Consider the following 18299-nt stretch of genomic DNA (forward strand, 5'->3'; position numbering starts at 1 on the left):
TAGCAGCGCCGATGGTAGTGTGGGAGATCCCATGTGAGAGTAGGTCAACCCCAGGGCTTCATTAAGAGCTCCTAGCTAATTAGCTAGGAGCTTTTTCTTTGTCTGGATTTTAAGTAATCTTTTTTTATTCAATAGAATCAATAGAAAGAAGGATGATGAATGGCGACCAACAATCCTGGATGTTTTCCCCTTAAGAAGGTTCATTGAGTTGCGGGAACTGACTATATCGTTCTTTTAACCGGTGCATGCCCGCAGTTTGGCATCTTCGATGTCGATTGCCGGCACATAACTTCTGGAAGAACACGGTAGTAAGACCCGGCAATTCATCAGTCTCTTATAAAGATAAGAAATGTTTCGAAGATTGAATGATCGCCCTTTGCCGGCACGTAATTTGGGGAAGAACGCGATAGTAAGATCCGGCAATTCATCAGCTTCTGTTGTTTCAATGAATCATTTTGATGACTCTTAAGAGAACTCATGGAGCTGCGGGAACCCACTACTTCATTCTTATTACTAGTGCATATCTGCAGTTTGGGCATTTTCAATGCCCCTTGCCGGCATGAGATTTCTGGAAGAACGCGATAGTAAGATCCGGCAATTCATCAGCCTCTGTTGTTTCAGGGATTGAATTTATAAGAGGGCTTGTTGAGTGGCGGGAGCCGACTATATCGCTCTTTTTGCCGGTGCATGCCCGCCAATCGGCATCTATGATGCCGGAAAAAAAGCTTGGTAGAAATATTAACTCAATGTAACCTGAAGTTTCAGCAATTGAGGAAATTTCCCCTTGCTGGCACGCGATTATTGGAAGCATGTAGTATCAGATCCGGCAATTCATAAGCCTCAGTGGTGATTTATATTCTTTTGTTTAATAGATAATGCTATGTTACAAAGGGAATAAGATAGAAAACAGTATGCGGAGAGGTTGATATGAAGAAGAAATCTAAGGCTTTGGTATTGATCGATTTGATCGAGGATATTGTCGGAAAAGAGGGGCTATCAAATAGTAGTTACCAACAATTTCTGCAGAGAAATATCTTAGAAGAGAGTAATCGTGCAATCTCTTTCGCTCGGCTAGAGAATGTGCCTATTGTTTGGGTGAAGGTGGGCTTTGCAGATGACTATCACGATATCCCAAGATTCTCACCGATGTTTCATCAAGCGAAAGAGCGAGGTGCATTACGACTTAACTCTCCTAATAATTGTTGGGTTAAAGGATTAGAGCAGAGTGAAGAGGATCACTACTTTATTAAAAAAGGAGTGAGTATTTTTACCGGCAATAACTTGGCGAGATGGCTTGAGATATCTAAAATAGATACTCTTATTTTAGGAGGTGTGAGTTCACTGCTAGCTATTCAGAGTAGTGCAAGGGAAGCCCATGAGTTGGGCTTTAGAGTTTATGTCGTTGATGAGCTTTGTGCTGCTAAGAGTTTTGAGCTTCATCAAGAGAGTATGGATGCATTAGAAGGATTAGCCACGGTGATCCCAATCGCAGAATTAAAAAAACTCCTAGAAGCATAGCTGCTAGGAGTCTTGTTACTCATCTATTGCTTGTTTACTGTTGCTATTTTTTAACTTCTTTAACTTCTGATTTTGTCTTATGGCTTTGTCAATTTATATAAGGGATAGTGATTATTCATCAATAAATTGATCAGCAAAATCTCGTGTAGAGAGATTCATAAAGCGAGAATAGCGCCCTTGGAAACTGAGCTTTACTGTTCCGATAGGACCATTACGTTGCTTAGCGATAATAATTTCAGCGATGCCTTTCTCCGGAGAATCCTCATTATAAACCTCATCACGATAGACAAAGCAGATTAAGTCAGCATCCTGCTCGATCGCACCAGAGTCACGAAGGTCACTCATTACGGGTCGTTTATTAGGACGTTGCTCAAGGCTACGGTTGAGCTGTGATAGGACAATAACAGGGCAATTGAGCTCTCTCGCCATCAGTTTTAATGAACGCGAGATCTCAGAGACCTCAGCAACACGATGATCAGACATTCCAGGGATGCTCATCAGCTGAAGGTAGTCCACCATGACCAGCCCTAATTGGCCATGATCACGTTGTAATCGACGTGCTCTAGAACGCATTTCAGAAGGGCTTAAGCCACTTGTATCATCGATAAAGATCTTTGTTTGAGCAAGTGTTTTTGTTGCGTCACTTAACTTTTTCGCCTCAATCTCATTGAGTTCACCGGTTCTAATTTTTCCTTGCTCAATGCCACCGATAGAGGCAAACATTCTCATAACAAGCTGTTCTGCCGGCATCTCCAAGCTGAAGATTGCTACAGGCTTATTGGTATACATCGCAACACGTTCAACCATATTCATTGCAATGGTTGTTTTACCCATCGATGGACGTCCGGCAACAACGATCATATCTCCATTTTGAAGACCTGAAGTCATCTCATCAAATTGATCCCAACCGGTAGGCGCACCGGTGACACCTCCTTGGGATTGGGCTAACTCATCGATCCGTGCGATTGTACTTTTAAGTACGTCACGGATATCGATAAGTCCGGCATCCTGTTTGGTTCCTTGCTCTGCAATGGCAAAGACCGCCTGCTCTGCAAATTGAATCAGTTCGTTACTACTGCGGCCATCGGGATTAAAGCCTGAATCGGCAATATTGGTTCCTACGGCGATCAATTTTCGAATGACGGAACGATCATAAACGATATTGGCATAGGCGGCGATATTGCTGACAGAGGGCATATCTTGTGCCAATGTTGCAAGGTAGGGAAGTCCCCCGATCTCTTCAAGCACCTCTTTCTGTTTAAGGTGATCACTAACGGTTAAGATATCAACCGTCTGCATCTCATTGTAGAGTGTGTAGATTGCTTCAAAAATAATGCGGTGATTTTTACTATAGAAGTCGCTAGGGGATAGCAACCCATCGATTTTATCCCATGCATCTCGATCAAGTAATAAACCTCCTAAAACAGCTTGCTCAGCTTCAATTGAGTGAGGAGGAGTTTTGATCTGTGCGATATCGTTATCTTGTGGTGATCTATTTTGCATATTCTCTTTTTTGATTTTAAAGATCTCTTATATGTAGGCTCTATTATGGTGAGGCCTATTTTATCATGTTGGTAAAAAATCGTTGCACTTGATCGATATTTTGTAATAAAATTTCTGAAATAATTCTTACCTCCATTTGGGGGAAATAAGCACTTAAGAGTGGTTAAGAAAGGGGTTAATAATTTCGTTCATCTCTTAAGATCTTGTTACAACGGATTAAAAAAGGGACTCAATCCTGCGAACTGTTATATAAGATAATTAACTATAAATTTATAAGACAAGTATCTTGATCAATTTATACTAATTATTTAGTGAATTTACAGCTTGCAAGGTTGCAATTTTAGGTTATGAACATTACACTGATTTCTCGATTTAGGAAATCAGTTGATAATAGAGGCTAAGGGGCTAAATGAAATAGTCTGTTAGTAGAACAAGCAAGGGTTAAAGATACATGGATAGTAAATTGATCATTACGGACAGAGAGTCTTTTATAGAGCAGCATAATGAATTTGTATGTGATAATAGACGTAATCTTTTGAAAGTGGCGACAGGCGTTTTAGCCGGATCAGCTGTCTTCGGTATCTTCGGATTAAATCCAGCATTAGCGAAACAAGCAGTGTCGCAAGAGCGTGAATTAACAATTTATACGCCCGCATTAGGTGAGACTACTCGCACTGTTTACTGGACACCTACAGAAGGCTATATCAGAGAATCATTAGATGAGATCTCTTGGGCTTTAAGAGATAGAAGAACAACAACTTCTAAACTGTATGATCCTAATGTACTTGATCAACTATTTGCTTTAAGACTCCGTTTAGGCTTTAACAAGCCAGTTCACGGTTTAAGTGGTTACCGTTCTCCACAAACGAATAGAGCTATCCGCGGAGCAAAATCAAGTCTCCATATGCAAGCAAAGGCGATTGATATTCGTATGCCGGGTATTGCAACTCGTAATCTCCGCAATGCAGCACTTTCCCTAAAAGCAGGTGGTGTTGGTTACTATAGCCGTTCAGCTTTTGTACATATTGATAGCGGTGCAGTGAGAAACTGGGGCCGTTAATTTTAGATTTTTATCGACAAGAGATAGATTTGTTAGAGAGCCACTTCTTATAAGAAGTGGCTTTTTATTTTCCCATGCCTTTTCTGTAAATTTTATAAATTCTTTATAAATTTTTTATAAATATCTATGATAAATTCCTATGCTTTATACTAAAGGTTTAAGGGCGATATTACTTAGTCAAATTTTAGAAGGGGGTGGCATGGAAGCGCAAAAATGTATTAAAGAGTGTGACAAGAGAGGGCTTATAGAAGAGCTTCCTCGGGATAGTAGTGGAAAAATCTTGGATAAAAGTAGTGTTCAACTCCAATCTCGCCGAAGAATTTTTGATGGTTTTTTTAAAATTGATGAGGTTATCGTTGATCATCAACGTTTTGATGGAGAGATGCTCTACGATATTCGTCGCGAAGTGATTGTAAAGTGTGATACGGTGAGTATTCTTCTCTATGATCCAAAGTTAGATCATCTACTCTTTGTTCGACAACTTCGAGTTCCGCTTATAGAGCGAGAGGAGCGCCGTTCGCCTTGGACTATTGAGATTGTTGCCGGAACAATTGATCGTGCAGAGTCACCTGAGATGATTATTCGGGCAGAAGCAGAAGAAGAGGCGGGAGTAGAGATTGAGAAGTTGATTCCCATCTATCAATATTATCCCTCAACAGGAGGAAGTCCCGGCAAAATGCATCTCTATTTAGGGCTCTGCGATTTAAGTTGTGCAGGAGGTTATTACGGTATTGAGGAAGAGGGAGAAGATATAGAAGCTTTTACGATGACTCGAGAAGAGGCTTTTCAACTATTAGATCAAGGAAAGTTGGATAATGAGTTTACGCTAATTGCCATTTTATGGTTTAAACTACATTATCAAGAGTACTTGATGAGTGCATAAGCAACAGAAGGAGGCTTATATGTTATTAAGGATTCATCCAGAGACACCACAAGCGAGATTAATTGAGCAGGTTGTTTCAATTTTTCGTAATGAGGGGGTTGTCGTCTATCCGACTGATTCTAGTTATGCCATCGGTTGTATGGTGGGAAATCAGCGCGGTATGGATCGCATCTTAAAAATTCGTCAAGAGAGTGCTAAAGATCACTATTTTTCTCTAATTTGTAAAGATCTTTCAGAACTATCGCACTATGCCGTGGTGGATAATCCCCAATATCGCCTCTTAAAAGCGATTTTACCAGGACCGTATACGCTTATTTTACGTGGAACAAAAGAGGTTCCTAAAAAACTTCTGATGCCAAAACGAAATACAGTAGGACTTCGTGTGCCAAATCATGTTATAATCCAAGCTGTTTTAGCAGAGCTCGGTGCCCCGATACTCTCTACCACCTTAAAAATCCCTGGTTATGAAGCTTATGAGCTAAATGATGCCACCTTAATTAATGAGGTCATAGGGGATCATGTTGATGCGATTATTGATGGTGGAGCATGTAGTATGGCGCCAACGACAGTCATTGATCTGAGCGAAGGAGCCCCTGAAATATTACGTAAAGGGCAAGGCTCAACAGCTTTGTTTGAATAAAAGTGATACCAATAATTGAATATTGGTGTATAATGCTTTGCTTAGAATAAATCTGGGTAAGATGGTTATTTCATTAGAAGGTTTAACGGACATGAATATTATTAAACAATTAGAGCAAGAAGCAATGCAAGGCAAAGAGCTTCCTGCTTTCAACCCTGGCGATACAATCGTTGTAAATGTAAGGGTAAAAGAGGGCGATCGCGAGCGTATTCAAGCATTTGAAGGTGTTGTGATTGCAATTAAAAATCGTGGAATGGGTTCATCATTTATCGTAAGACGTATCTCTCACGGTGTTGGTATGGAGCGTACTTTCCAAACTTATAGCCCATTAATCGCGAGCATCGATGTTAAACGTCGTGGTAGCGTTCGTCGCTCTAAGCTCTACTACTTGCGTGAACTTTCAGGTAGAGCAGCAAGAATTAAAGAGAAATTACCAGCGCGTAAAACAGCAGCGACTGCATAATTTTCGAAATTCTTTGAATCCAGATGAAGACCTTGGTGATTTTAATCGCCAAGGTTTTTTTCTATCTTCAATCTTAGCTGAACACAAATCTAAATAAAAATCTAAACCAAACCTAACGCTAAATCTTGGATATAAGCGTGATTGATAATGATCGATATATATTGTATTTAGGGGAAAAAGCCTCATATTATTAGGGTGAAGTAGAATTGAAGTAGAATAAATCTTGTCCTGATCGATATAATAGATGATGATCGATTGAGATAGAGAGATAAAAAATGGGATCTGATTTAGATCGAAGCGTTGATCAGATCTGTTAAAAGTATTGCAAGATATTTATAGAAGAGAAGGAGACTCTATGTTTAAACGAGTTGCTTTATGGGTTGCGATGAATATCGCGGTGATCGCAGTGATCACTATTATTTTAAAAATTACCGGCTTAGATACCGCTATTTCAGGTGGGCGAGGCCTCTTTCCGATGTTACTTGCTTGTGCTGTAGTGGGATTTGCCGGTTCAATTATCTCCTTACTAATGTCAAAAAGTATGGTGAAGCGTTCTATGGGGGTTCATGTAATTGAGACACCTCAGAATGAGTTTGAAGCATGGTATGTCAATGTTGTTGAACGACAAGCGGCGGCATTAGGTTTAAAGCGACCTGAGATTGGTATCTTTGATTCTCCTGAACCTAATGCTTTTGCGACAGGTGCAAGTCGAAATAATTCATTAGTGGCGATCAGTACAGGGCTCATGCGCGTGATGAATAAAGAGGAGATCGAAGCGGTTGTAGGCCATGAGATGGCACATATTGCGAACGGTGATATGGTAACAATGGCGCTTCTTCAAGGAGTTCTGAATACCTTTGTTGTCTTCTTATCAAGAATTATTGCTGAAGCGATCGCCTCGAGAGGGAACTCTAATGGGGAGAGTAGCAGTAGTGGAATCTATATGATCAGCACTATTGTGTTGCAGATCGTATTTGGAATTTTGGCTCAAATTATTGCAAGTTGGTTTAGCCGTCACCGTGAGTTTAGAGCAGATGCTGGAGGTGCAAGACTGACTTCTAATCGTCAGATGGCAAATGCATTAGATGCGTTACGTCGTCGACCTGAGCTTAACCAAGATCTTCCAGGACAATTTGCGGCATTTGGTTTTACCGGGTCAATTCGAGATCTCTTTAGTACCCATCCCCCTTTAGAGAAGCGGATTGCGGCACTTCTTGAAGCTGAAAATCGTCAAGGATAGTACTCTCGTAGTCTTAAGCCTTGTAGTAAAAGGGATAAAAAAGAGCGCCTACGGTGGCAACATTATAAGTTATCTTTATCTGTTATCTTATTTGTTGCATTCGCCGTAGGCGTTTTTGCGTTTACACTTTTTATTAAAAAAGTTTATTAAAAAAGTTTATTAAAAAGTTTACTAAAAGGTTATATCAATAAAAAGTTAGATAAATGTTGTTAAAATTGCCGCTGCTTTCTGAAGTGCCGGAAGACATTTATTGATCAATTCATCGATACTATATTTAAGCGTTAAAGCACTAATACTGATGGAAGCGATCACTTTGCCACTTCGATCAAAGACGGGAACAGAGATAGAGCGCAGCCCAACTTCGAGCTCCTGATCGATAATGGAGTATCCTTCGCGTTTCACTTTTTCGAGTTCATCTAAGAGTCGATCGCGATCATAGATAGTACGATCTGTATAGGGTATAAGATGAGATTGGGCAAGAATTTCGATCTGTCTCTCTCTCGATTCTGCTGCAAGAAGCACACGACCAATAGAGGAGCAGTATGCCGGCAGATGGCTCCCTATTGTTAACGTATTGGACATAATCTTTTGTCGATTATCAGATGAGCGGGCGATATAGATCACCTCATCTTTCACTAATACTCCCATTGTTGCCGTTTCATTAAGTTCTCTTGTGAGGTTTTCTAAGATCGGTTGCGCGGTTGTAGAGAGCGTTTGGGAGTTGATATAGTCATGCGCGATCATTAATACTTTAGGTGAGAGCTCATAGTAACGATCATCTTGAAGGACATAACCCAATTCTACCAATGTAAAAAGGCCTCTACGAACGGTGGCGCGAGGAAATCCCGTCTCTTTTGCGATATCGGAAATTGTTTGTGCGCGTTTACTCGTGGAGAGAACCTCAAAGATCATCAAACCTCTGGCAAAGGAGCTTAGGAAATCAGCATTATCTGCATGCTTCTCTAATGTTTTTCCATATTCTTCTATTGATTCTTTCTGCATAAGCGTTTTATCCATGATAGTGGGGAATATCACTCCATCTAAAGATTCCAATAGCGATATTCCCTATCAGTATAGCTCTCTATAGAGCGATTTGTTATTAGAGGCTTTATAGAGAGAAATAGATCGTTGGTAAAGAGTTTTATAAAAAGGTTCGAAGGAGCTGCGCTGAGCGTTGTAGTACCGGCAGGAATTTATTGATCATATCCTCAACAGAATTTCGCATCGCATGGGTACTAATATTGATTGCCGCAATTATTGCTCCCGATTTGTCATAGACCGGTACGGCAATAGAGCGTAGCCCAATCTCCAGCTCTTGATCAATTATGGCATATCCTTGCTCTTTGATCCTCTCCAATTCCGCTAAAAGATCCTCTTCTGTATGGATCGTATTGGGGGTATAGATCTTTAGCTGATGCTGAGCTAATAGTTCGATCTGTCTCTCTTTAGGTTCGGCAGCTAAGAGTACGCGTCCCATTGAGGTGCAACAGGCAGGTAGTTGGCTACCAATTGCTAAGGTATTGGACATGATCCGCTGCGTATTTTCTGACGAGCGGGCGATATAGACAATATTGCTCTGTGCTAGGACTGCCATTGAGGAGGCTTCATCAACCTCTTTGGTAATATTCTCGAGGATTGGCTGCGCGGCATTGGGAAGTGATTGGGAAGAGATAAAGCTGTGAGAGAGCGTTAAGATCTTTGACGTTAAGGTATATTCCCGATCATTTTGGCTCACATAACCGAGTCTTACCAGTGTGTAGAGTCCTCGTCTTACCGTTGCGCGTGGAAAACCGGTGATTTTGGCAATATCGGATATTGATTGAGGACGTTTACTGTTAGAGAGAACTTGGAATATCACAAGTCCCCGGGCAAAAGCGGTGATGAAATCAGGGTCTTCTGCATATTGCTCTAAAAGGGGAGAGAGCTCTTCCATATAGTTATTCTGCATCTTTTCCGTCACTTTGTTCCTATCCGGTTTTCTAAAAAAAAGGGCAATCCTCGATAAATTTTTACACATTATAGACGATAATTTTTTTCTATGTAGAAGATCTGATTCATAAAAGTATTAAAGATTTGACAATCCTAGTGGGGTATGAGATTAATAAGTTGTGGGCGATCAATGGAGATATAGTTCGACAGTCGAACAAGAGACACTGAGTAAGTTAAGAGTCGAGATATCAAGCGCCTTTAAGATCTCAGTGTTCAAAAAAATCGCTTAAAAGAGCCGTGTACAAGAATCGTTTAAAAAAATCATAAAACTATATAAGAGATAACCACTCAAGAGATTATTTCATCACCGAGTGATAGGTTGAGGGATAGATTGAGTGATATAAAAGAGAAGTATCAACAGTATCGAGGAGAGGAAGCAGTGAAGTATCAAGAGCAGCGATATAACGAAAAGATCAATTATCTCTATGTTGCGGGGGAATCTCCTCGTGACCTCATCGTATTCGTACATCCTTTGGGGATGAATCGACACGTTTGGGATGAAACGATCGCCGCTTTTGAATCGCAATATGATCTTTTAGCGATCGATCTCCCTGGACATGGGAATAGCCCGGCGCCAAGCGAGGATGAGCAGTGGCGAATTGAGTCATTAGCAGAGATGGTGTTGGGATTAGTAGATCAGTTAGGTTATCCGCGTTTTCATTATGTGGGGACCTCTATCGGTGGTGCGATTGGTCAAGAGATTCTTCTTCTAGCGCCGGAAAGAGTGAAGAGTTTAATGATCACCAATAGTAGTCATAAAATTGGTGAAACAGCTGCATGGGAGAGTCGTGCGGCAGATGTTCGTCAGATCGGTTTGGCAAAGATGGCGGCAACGATTGTCCCAAGATGGTTTGCAGATGATTATTTAGAAACGGCGACCAGTGAGATTGAAAATTGGCAACGTTCATTAGCGGCAACAAGTAATGAAGGTTATGCACAATTATGTGAAGCATTAGGTGCTTGGAGTGCAACAGATCGGCTCCCTTCACGAGATTCATCTATTCCTGTCCTCTCTCTTGCCGGAAGTGAAGATAAGGCGATGGCGCTTAGCAATATGGAGCAATTAGCAGATCTAATGGGGGATAGAGCACTTAAAGTATTAGCTGTTGGTCATGTCCCTTCGGTCGAGGCACCAGAAGCATTTAATCAAATCTTGGCAGAGTGGTTAATGGCGAAATAGTGTTATTACACCATATTATCTAGAGTTATCATCTAGAGCCATCATCTGTAGCTATTATTTGAAGTCGTTATGAAGCCACTATGAAGTTACTACCGGGAGAGGCTGTGATAGTTTCTCAATAGAGTACCGAGATATAAGGAATAGAGAATGACCCTTTTAGCAAATCAAACATTATTGACAGATCGTATCGCTAAGATTGAGACATTGATTGTCGATCTACCTACGATCCGTGGTCATCAGCTGTCAATGACGACGATGACAACCCAAAGCTCTGTTATTGTGAAGATCTATACAGAAGGGGGCGTATTGGGATTAGGAGAAGCCGCTACAATTGGAGGGCTTAGTTATGGCCCTGAGAGTCCTGAAGGGATGCAATTGACGATCGATCAATATATCGCCCCTCTTCTGACTGGGCAATCGATCGCTTCTATCAAAGCATTAAAAGTACGAATGGCACAAAATATCCGTGGCAATTACTTTGCTAAAAATGCTGTAGAAACCGCTCTTTTTGATATTCAAGGGAAGATTCTCAATGTTCCGATCTCAACGCTTTTAGGTGGAAAAGTTCAGGATAGACTCTCTGTATTATGGGTATTAGCGAGTGGCGATACTGAGAAAGATATCCTTGAAGCGAAGGAGATGATCGCTTCAGGACGCCATAAAGATTTCAAATTAAAGATTGGTCGCCGCCCTGTAAAAGAGGATGTAGCGCATGTCATTGCCATTAAAGAGGCGCTTGGCGATGATAGCATGGTGACAGTGGATGTTAATCAGGCTTGGAGTGAAGCTGAAGCGATAGAGGGAATGCAACTTCTACAAGATGCCGGCATCGACCTTGTTGAGCAACCTTTAGCGCAACATGAAATCGCCGCCCAGGCGCGTTTAAGTGAACGTTTTAATATTCCGATCTTAGCGGATGAGTCAGTAGGGCTCCCCTATGAAGGATTTAATATTGCAAAGATTGCAGGAGCTAGAGCTTTTGCGCTAAAGACCGCAAAATCAGGGGGAATGTTGGGGGTCTTGGCACTTGCTGAAATCGCACAAGCTGCCGGTATCGGACTCTACGGCGGTACGATGTTAGAAGGATCGATTGCTACAAGCGCTGCTGTGCAAGCCTATTCAACACTCCCGAGACTTGAATGGGGGACGGAACTCTTTAGTCCTCTGCTTTTGAAGGATGATATCGTTATCGAGCCTCTCCAATACCACAATTATGGTGTAGAAGTCTCTGATAAGCCGGGGTTAGGTATGGTGCTTGATGAGGATAAGGTTAATTTTTATAGACGTAAGTAATTACCATCATGGAGTCATCATCTGCGATCCCCTATTCATATTATTAAACGAATAATGGGACGAGTGATTTGAGAAATCATTTGATGAGATATTTGATGAGACATTTGGTGAGTCGAGTTAGTAGAGAAATTTTATTAAAAGGAGATGTCATGCTGTTTAAAGTTGAGATGATTGTCAATATTCCGGAATCTATGGATCCTCAGCGTCGTACGGAGATTCTAGCGACTGAAAAAGCTTACTCCCAAGAGCTTCAACGTTCTGGAAAGTGGCGTCATATCTGGCGTGTTGCAGGGCAATATGCCAATGTCAGTATCTTTGATGTAGAGAGTAATGAGGAGCTTCATACGCTCTTGACGGGATTGCCACTTTATCCCTATATGGAGATTAAAGTAGAGGCGCTTTGCCGTCATCCCTCTTCTATTCGTGAAGATGATCATTAGAAAAATCAAAGTTTGAAGAGTCAGAGCCTCGAAGAATCAGAATTGAAATCACAATAGAAGTTTGAAAGTTTTAAAAAGTCTAGATCTCGCTACTCAATAAGCGAGTTATCTAGCAGCAATAGAGCTTAAGAGCACCACACTTAATAAAAAGTACTCAATCTAAGCTTCTAGAATACGATCGACCTTAAGAGTCGAATAGATATAAAAATGGGAAACACCAAAGTTAGGAGAATAAAGATGAAAACAAAAATTTCTAGTCCAGAGTTTTTAGAAGGATTTTTACGTACAGCCGCAGGTTACGATTCAGATGAGGGGAATCCCCGTGTTAAGGAGATTGTTCATCGTCTCTTATCAGATCTCTGTAAAGCGATCGATGATCTTGATATTACGGTAGATGAGTTTTGGCATGGTGCCAATTATCTTCTTCGCTTAGGCCAAGCACATGAGACAGCACTCCTTGTAGCGGGTTTAGGCTTAGAGCATATCCTTGACGTACGTGAAGATGAGCTTGATGAGAAAGCGGGATTAGCAAAAGATGGCGCAACACCGAGAACTATTGAAGGGCCGCTCTATGTTGCCGGCGCTCCAGTTGTTGAAGGGGAAGCTCAGCTCGATGATGGAACCGATACCGAGAGTGATTTGATGCATCTTTCAGGAAAGGTGGTTGATGCCGTAACAGGAGAAGTGATTCCTAACGCAACGGTAGAGGTATGGCACTGTAATAGTAAAGGAAACTACTCTTTCTTCGATCAGAGTCAATCAGATTTCAATATGCGTCGTACCATTAAGACAGATAATGGACAATATACTGCGCGTAGTATTGTGCCAAGTGGATATTCAGTTCCTCCTGGAAACCCGACAGAGCAGTTATTAACGCTTTTAGGTCGTCATGGATCTAGACCTGCACATATCCATTTCTTTGTTCATGCGCCAGGTTATCGTCATTTAACAACACAAATTAACTTAAGCGATGATCCGTTCTGTCATGATGATTTTGCTTACGCAACGCGTGATGAGCTGATTGTTGATGCTGTGGAAGTAAACGATCCAGAGAAGATTGCAGCAGCTAAAATGAAAGGTCCTTATAAAGAGTTAGTCTTTGATTTTTCATTAACGAAAGCAGTAAATAGTGATCAGGAAGTGCGTAGCTCACGTGCAAGAGCGGCACTCTAAAAAGGGCGTTATTAGAGGTGCATCTTTTTTATTGAGTCATTTTAAGGAGGATGCATCGCTATTTCAGTGAGGATTCTCCATAGCCTCACAGAAAGAGAGATAGAGTCGAGCTCTTTATTATGGAGTTTGGCTCTATCTCTTTTCATCTCTCTATGCTCTATCGCCATAATAGATATAACAACAATAAAATAAGAATAATAAAAAAGAACCATAAAAGAATCATAAAAGAGCGATAAAAAATCAGAGAGATGCAATAAGCCTTAGTTGAAGAATAAAAACTAGCACAATGAAAGAATTTTAATAAATTCAACACGTTAAGGTGATTGGGATCCCCTTTTTCGCGCTCTATTTTCTCAAGAAGAGTTTAGAGATTGAGCTTTCAGCCGTTGAATCTTTCAGTAATTGAGCTGTAAGGGAAGACGCTGGAAGAGAAGTGGCAACGAGAGAGTGCAGGGGAGAAAGGCAATATTTATCACCACCTACCATCACAACATATATTTTTACAAAGGGATATTACAAAAGGATCAATATGATTAATAAAATTAGCCCATCTATTCATGCAGCGATCGGAAAGATATTCGATGGCGCCACCGTTATGATTGGCGGATTTGGGACGGCAGGGCAGCCTGCTGAACTCATAGATGCGCTGATTGAACATGGCGCTACGGATCTTACCATCATTAATAATAATGCCGGCAATGGAGATATCGGTTTAGCCGCACTCCTTAAGGCTAAGCGCGTTAAGAAGATTATCTGCTCGTTTCCTCGTCAATCGGACTCCTATGTCTTCGATGCCCTCTATCGTGCAGGAGAGATTGAATTAGAGCTTGTCCCTCAGGGTAATCTTGCCGCTAGAATTCAAGCCGCAGGATCGGGCTTTGGTGCGATCTTCACCCCAACGGGCTATGGAACAGAGCTCGCAAAAGGGAAAGAGACTCGAGAGATCAATGGCAAAAACTATGTTTTGGAGTATCCCATTACCGCAGATTTCGCCCTGATTAAGGCTTACAAGGGAGATCGATATGGCAATCTTATCTATCGAAAAACAGCACGGAACTTTGGTCCTATTATGGCAGCCGCAGCAGCAGAGACTATCGCTCAGGTGAATGAAGTGGTCGAGGTAGGCGCCTTAGATCCTGAATGTATCGTCACACCCGGCATATTTGTAACAGATGTTGTGGAAATTAGATAAGGAAGAGAGAGATGACAAAAAACTATAAACCATTAACGAGAAATGAGATTGCCGCAAGGGTTGCTGAAGATATCTTTGATGGCGCTTATGTCAATTTAGGAATTGGTCTTCCAACTTCAATTGCCAACTACCTTGGAGATGATAAAGAGATTTTTCTCCATAGTGAAAATGGCTTATTGGGAATGGGACCATCGCCGGCACCGGGTGAAGAAGATCCTGATCTGATTAATGCCGGTAAAGAGATGGTAACGCTCTTACCGGGGGGAAGTTATTTTCATCATGGAGACTCTTTTACCATGATGCGAGGAGGGCATATCGATATCTGTGTTTTAGGGGCCTTTCAAGTTGCGGAAAATGGGGATCTTGCCAATTGGCATACCGGTGAGCCTGATGCCATTCCAGCGGTAGGTGGAGCGATGGATTTAGCGATTGGTGCTAAAAATGTCTGGGTTGCGACGAATCATACAACACGCGATGGAACGCCTAAGATCGTTAAAAATTGTACCTATCCTCTGACCGGCATCGGATGTGTTGATCGTATCTATACCGATCTGGCTGTAATAGATGTTCGTGACCAAAAACTTCATGTAACTGAGCTCTTTGGTGGGATTACTTTTCCAGAGCTAGAAGCCTTAACAGATGCGCCTTTAATAGATGCAACTTCAGAAGAGAAGTCGCAGTAAGCATAAGTATCGGCATAAAAAGTGGCAGGCGTGAGTGATATTAAGTTAATAAAGAGCGTAAAAAGAGAGAGTGAGATAAAAGATGAGTGAGAGAAATGCTTATATTTGTGATGCCATTCGTACCCCATTTGGGCGATATGGTGGTGGATTGGCCCCTGTTCGTGCCGATGATTTAGCGGCGTTACCGATTACGGAATTGATGCGCCGTCATCCTCAAGTAAAGTGGGAAGCGGTGGATGATGTTATTTTGGGGTGTGCTAACCAAGCCGGGGAAGATAATCGTAATGTTGCGCGAATGGCAGCATTATTAGCGGGATTACCGCAAGAAGTACCTGGGGTGACGGTCAATCGATTATGTGGTTCTAGTCTAGAAGCGATTGGTTCTGCTGCGCGTGCAATTCGAGCAGGAGAAGCAGATTTGGTGATTGCTGGTGGGGTTGAATCGATGACGCGATCTCCATTTGTTGTGGGTAAGAGCGATAGCGCTTTTGGTCGTGGGCAGATCATGGAAGATACCACAATGGGCTGGCGCTTTATTAATCCAAAGCTAGATCAGCTTTATGGTACGGAAACAATGCCGGAGACAGCGGAAAATGTGGCTGAACGCTATCAAATCTCTCGAGAAGATCAAGATGCTTTTGCTTATGCAAGTCAGATGAAGGCAGCTCATGCAGATACGGCAGGATATCTTGCAGAAGAGATTATGCCGGTCCAAATTCCTCAAAGACGTGGTGAAGATCTAATCGTTGCTAAAGATGAGCATTTGCGTCCGACAACGACATTGGAAGGGTTAGCGAAACTGAAGCCTTTCGTTAAAAAAGAGGGTGTTATTACTGCCGGCAATGCATCTGGAATTAATGATGGAGCGGCAGCGCTCTTAATCGCCTCAGATGAGGCAGTTGCACAGTATGGTTTAACCCCTAAAGCGCGAATCGTAGGAATGCAGAGTATGGGGGTTGAACCTTCAGTGATGGGGATAGGTCCCGTTTCCGCTGTTAAGAAGCTACTTAAACGAGTTGGCTTAACATTAGCAGAGATGGATGTTATTGAGCTTAATGAAGCATTTGCCGCTCAAGCCTTAGCGTGTATTCGTGAATTGGGATTAGAAGATGATGATCAACGGATCAATCCTAATGGAGGAGCGATTGCACTTGGTCACCCGCTAGGAGCCTCTGGTGCGCGTCTTGTGATTGCCGCTCTTAATGAGCTGCAACGCCGGAATGGACGTTATGCTCTTTGCACAATGTGTATCGGTGTCGGACAAGGAATCGCTTTAATTATTGAGCGTGTTGAATAGCGAAGATAGAGCATTTATTGACCATCAATCGATGGGGAATAGATAGCAACGATCACAATAAGCAGAGCGCCTCTTTAGATTGGGGCGTTTTTGTTATTAATTGTTTGATTAGTTGTTATGCAGAGAAATAGTTATAACTATCTGATAGAAGAAGGAGCGAGTGATGATATTGAGTCAATTGTTGCCGGATAATCTTCCCATCGTGAAGAGTACCATCGGGGAGAATTTGGGGTTTATCTATGAATCTTTAGAGGAGATCTCTCGGGAGTACGCTTCAATGCCGGAGTGCGGGAGCAATATCCTCTATGACAAGATGCGAAACTCAACTCGTAATAGCTTCTATCAGCTTCTCTATATTACGGAAGGGGAGGCGATTTTAGAACATGCGACACAAAAGAATGTGATTCGAGACCGCCCCTTTATCTACTATTCGGCTCCCGGGAGAGCGCAAAAAATCACTATTAGCGGTCATGTTAAGGGGCATCTTCTCTTTATTTCAAAAGAGATTTTAGTCGATATTCTCAATAAGCTTCCCGATGCAACGCGCTCTTATCGCGATGAAGCCTTTATTCTTGACCTCACTTTAAAGGGAGAGTCTCATTCGGAAATTGCGATCTTAGAAAATTCTTTAGTATCGATTCAAGAGGAGATCTCCAAAGAGGAGAGCCTAGGGCTTCGAGCACTTCTGCTCTGCTGGATTCGGCTCGCCTATATTGTCTCTTTCCGTCTAGCGCATCATGGATCTGCGCTCTTTTTATGTCAACATCGGCATGCTGAGAAGTTTCGGCGTTATCTTCATCTTATCGACGAGCATTTTCGGGAGCATTGGGCATTACCACTTTATGCGAAAAAACTTAATATAACGGTTTCAACACTTAATAATATCTGTCGAGAATTAGGCGGATTGCCGGCAAAAGAGTATGTTGCACAACGACTTGTTAAGGAGGCGGAGTTTCTTTTAAAGTATCAATCACTCTCTATTATTGAGATTGCACATCAATTGGGATTTAAAGATTCTTCCTATTTTACCCGGTTTTTTAAGCGTTATGCTGCAATCACCCCTAGTGGTTATCGGCAAAAAATAGCATCGCGCTCTGAGGCAGAGAGATAAAAGAAGAAGTAGAGGGGGAGGTAAGGGGAGAAGTCAGAGGGGAAATAAAAAGAGATAGTCGCTTAAGTGATTATGGTCACCGCCGTTACTATCTCTGTAGTGATTATGAGCCTATCGCAACTCATCCCCTACGGCATGAAAAGCCCGGGAGAAGTAGGCAAGGGCAGCGCCTCCGGTACGATTTCGAATTTCAAAGAGTTCAATAAAGAAGAGGGTATGGGTTCCCATCTCCATCGTTTGAATAATCTCCCCTTGTAGATTGGCAAGAGAATCTTGCAAGATAGGTAGTTGATGCGCCCCTTCGCACCATGCATGACGGCGAAAACGTTCTTCGATATTCAGTTGTGTCAAGCCGGCGAAATCCTTTGCGGTCTCCTCATGCTCCTTTGCTAAGATATTGATGGCAACGATGCCATTCTCTTTGAGTGTTGCATTTGTTTTGCTATTTTGGTTAACCGCAATCATCACTGTGGGGGGAGAGTCGGTAATAGAGCAGACAGCGGTTGCTGTTAGGCCACATTTTCCGGCACGACCATTGGTAGTGATAATATTAACTGCAGCTGAGAGTGAACTCATTGCATCGCGAAACTGCTGTTGAATAGGGGTTAATTGAGGTTTATTCATCTTTTTCCTC

General features: G+C 42.0%; 19 protein-coding genes. 14 read left to right on the forward strand and 5 right to left on the reverse strand.

All coding sequences use genetic code 11. The features are described from left to right. Positions 1 to 541: 541 nt before the first annotated feature. The gene (locus tag AC0SAP_RS06515; protein WP_473383518.1) at positions 542 to 811 is read right to left on the reverse strand and encodes a hypothetical protein; all 270 of its coding nucleotides are present in this window, start codon (positions 809 to 811) and stop codon (positions 542 to 544) included. A gap of 116 nt (positions 812 to 927) precedes the next feature. Between AC0SAP_RS06515 and AC0SAP_RS06520 the strand changes: the two genes are divergently transcribed. Continuing rightward, complete coding sequence (locus AC0SAP_RS06520; protein ID WP_473383520.1) at positions 928 to 1518, forward strand: cysteine hydrolase family protein; 591 nt, start codon at positions 928 to 930, stop codon at positions 1516 to 1518. A 111-nt stretch (positions 1519 to 1629) separates the two neighbouring features. Here AC0SAP_RS06520 and dnaB read toward each other — a convergent pair whose 3' ends face one another. Continuing rightward, positions 1630 to 3021: a replicative DNA helicase gene (gene dnaB / locus AC0SAP_RS06525; RefSeq protein WP_109236428.1), complete on the reverse strand. Its 1392-nt coding sequence runs from the start codon at positions 3019 to 3021 to the stop codon at positions 1630 to 1632. 451 nt (positions 3022 to 3472) lie between these two features. On the opposite strand from dnaB, the gene AC0SAP_RS06530 reads away from it, so the two are divergent. The 5 genes from AC0SAP_RS06530 to htpX all read left to right on the forward strand — a co-directional run bounded on the left by AC0SAP_RS06530 (position 3473) and on the right by htpX (position 7307). Further along, a complete protein-coding gene (locus AC0SAP_RS06530) occupies positions 3473 to 4081 on the forward strand; it encodes a YcbK family protein (protein WP_094567949.1) in 609 nt (202 codons plus the stop codon). 199 nt (positions 4082 to 4280) lie between these two features. After that, entirely contained in the window at positions 4281 to 4964 is a 684-nt protein-coding gene (locus tag AC0SAP_RS06535) for an NUDIX domain-containing protein (protein ID WP_473383521.1), read from the forward strand. Positions 4965 to 4983: 19 nt separating this feature from the next. After that, positions 4984 to 5604 (forward strand): L-threonylcarbamoyladenylate synthase, encoded by a 621-nt coding sequence (locus tag AC0SAP_RS06540; RefSeq protein WP_094567947.1) that lies wholly within the window; start codon positions 4984 to 4986, stop codon positions 5602 to 5604. Between the two features lie 91 nt (positions 5605 to 5695). Then, the gene (gene rplS, locus AC0SAP_RS06545) at positions 5696 to 6067 is read left to right on the forward strand and encodes a 50S ribosomal protein L19 (RefSeq protein ID WP_094567946.1); all 372 of its coding nucleotides are present in this window, start codon (positions 5696 to 5698) and stop codon (positions 6065 to 6067) included. Positions 6068 to 6422: 355 nt separating this feature from the next. Further along, positions 6423 to 7307, forward strand: coding sequence for a protease HtpX (gene htpX, locus AC0SAP_RS06550; RefSeq protein WP_109236425.1), 885 nt, complete (start codon positions 6423 to 6425; stop codon positions 7305 to 7307). A gap of 195 nt (positions 7308 to 7502) precedes the next feature. Here the strand turns inward: htpX and AC0SAP_RS06555 are convergent, their stop codons facing one another. Next, positions 7503 to 8309, reverse strand: coding sequence for an IclR family transcriptional regulator domain-containing protein (locus tag AC0SAP_RS06555; RefSeq protein WP_189363316.1), 807 nt, complete (start codon positions 8307 to 8309; stop codon positions 7503 to 7505). A gap of 139 nt (positions 8310 to 8448) precedes the next feature. Beyond that, a complete protein-coding gene (locus AC0SAP_RS06560) occupies positions 8449 to 9267 on the reverse strand; it encodes an IclR family transcriptional regulator domain-containing protein (protein ID WP_473383523.1) in 819 nt (272 codons plus the stop codon). Positions 9268 to 9627: 360 nt separating this feature from the next. Here AC0SAP_RS06560 and AC0SAP_RS06565 point away from each other — a divergent pair, with 360 nt between their 5' ends. The 8 genes from AC0SAP_RS06565 to AC0SAP_RS06600 all read left to right on the forward strand — a co-directional run bounded on the left by AC0SAP_RS06565 (position 9628) and on the right by AC0SAP_RS06600 (position 17665). Continuing rightward, the gene (locus AC0SAP_RS06565; RefSeq protein WP_473383525.1) at positions 9628 to 10476 is read left to right on the forward strand and encodes an alpha/beta fold hydrolase; all 849 of its coding nucleotides are present in this window, start codon (positions 9628 to 9630) and stop codon (positions 10474 to 10476) included. Positions 10477 to 10623: 147 nt separating this feature from the next. Continuing rightward, positions 10624 to 11769: a muconate/chloromuconate family cycloisomerase gene (locus AC0SAP_RS06570; protein WP_473383526.1), complete on the forward strand. Its 1146-nt coding sequence runs from the start codon at positions 10624 to 10626 to the stop codon at positions 11767 to 11769. Between the two features lie 149 nt (positions 11770 to 11918). Further along, positions 11919 to 12209 (forward strand): muconolactone Delta-isomerase, encoded by a 291-nt coding sequence (gene catC, locus AC0SAP_RS06575; RefSeq protein ID WP_473383528.1) that lies wholly within the window; start codon positions 11919 to 11921, stop codon positions 12207 to 12209. Positions 12210 to 12446: 237 nt separating this feature from the next. Next, positions 12447 to 13382 (forward strand): catechol 1,2-dioxygenase, encoded by a 936-nt coding sequence (gene catA / locus AC0SAP_RS06580; protein WP_473383529.1) that lies wholly within the window; start codon positions 12447 to 12449, stop codon positions 13380 to 13382. A 529-nt stretch (positions 13383 to 13911) separates the two neighbouring features. Next, a complete protein-coding gene (locus AC0SAP_RS06585; protein WP_094567938.1) occupies positions 13912 to 14574 on the forward strand; it encodes a 3-oxoacid CoA-transferase subunit A in 663 nt (220 codons plus the stop codon). A gap of 11 nt (positions 14575 to 14585) precedes the next feature. Continuing rightward, positions 14586 to 15257 carry a 3-oxoacid CoA-transferase subunit B gene (locus AC0SAP_RS06590; RefSeq protein ID WP_473383531.1) on the forward strand — a complete coding sequence of 224 codons (672 nt, stop codon included), beginning with the start codon at positions 14586 to 14588 and terminating at the stop codon, positions 15255 to 15257. Between the two features lie 82 nt (positions 15258 to 15339). Next, positions 15340 to 16554, forward strand: a complete 1215-nt coding sequence (gene pcaF, locus AC0SAP_RS06595) for a 3-oxoadipyl-CoA thiolase (protein WP_473383532.1) — start codon at positions 15340 to 15342, stop codon at positions 16552 to 16554. A gap of 163 nt (positions 16555 to 16717) precedes the next feature. Beyond that, positions 16718 to 17665 (forward strand): helix-turn-helix domain-containing protein, encoded by a 948-nt coding sequence (locus tag AC0SAP_RS06600; RefSeq protein WP_473383533.1) that lies wholly within the window; start codon positions 16718 to 16720, stop codon positions 17663 to 17665. 111 nt (positions 17666 to 17776) lie between these two features. Here the strand turns inward: AC0SAP_RS06600 and hpaC are convergent, their stop codons facing one another. Continuing rightward, positions 17777 to 18289, reverse strand: a complete 513-nt coding sequence (gene hpaC / locus AC0SAP_RS06605) for a 4-hydroxyphenylacetate 3-monooxygenase, reductase component (RefSeq protein ID WP_473383535.1) — start codon at positions 18287 to 18289, stop codon at positions 17777 to 17779. Positions 18290 to 18299: the final 10 nt, after the last annotated feature.

This window comes from Ignatzschineria sp. PL_is040 (assembly GCF_055813795.1).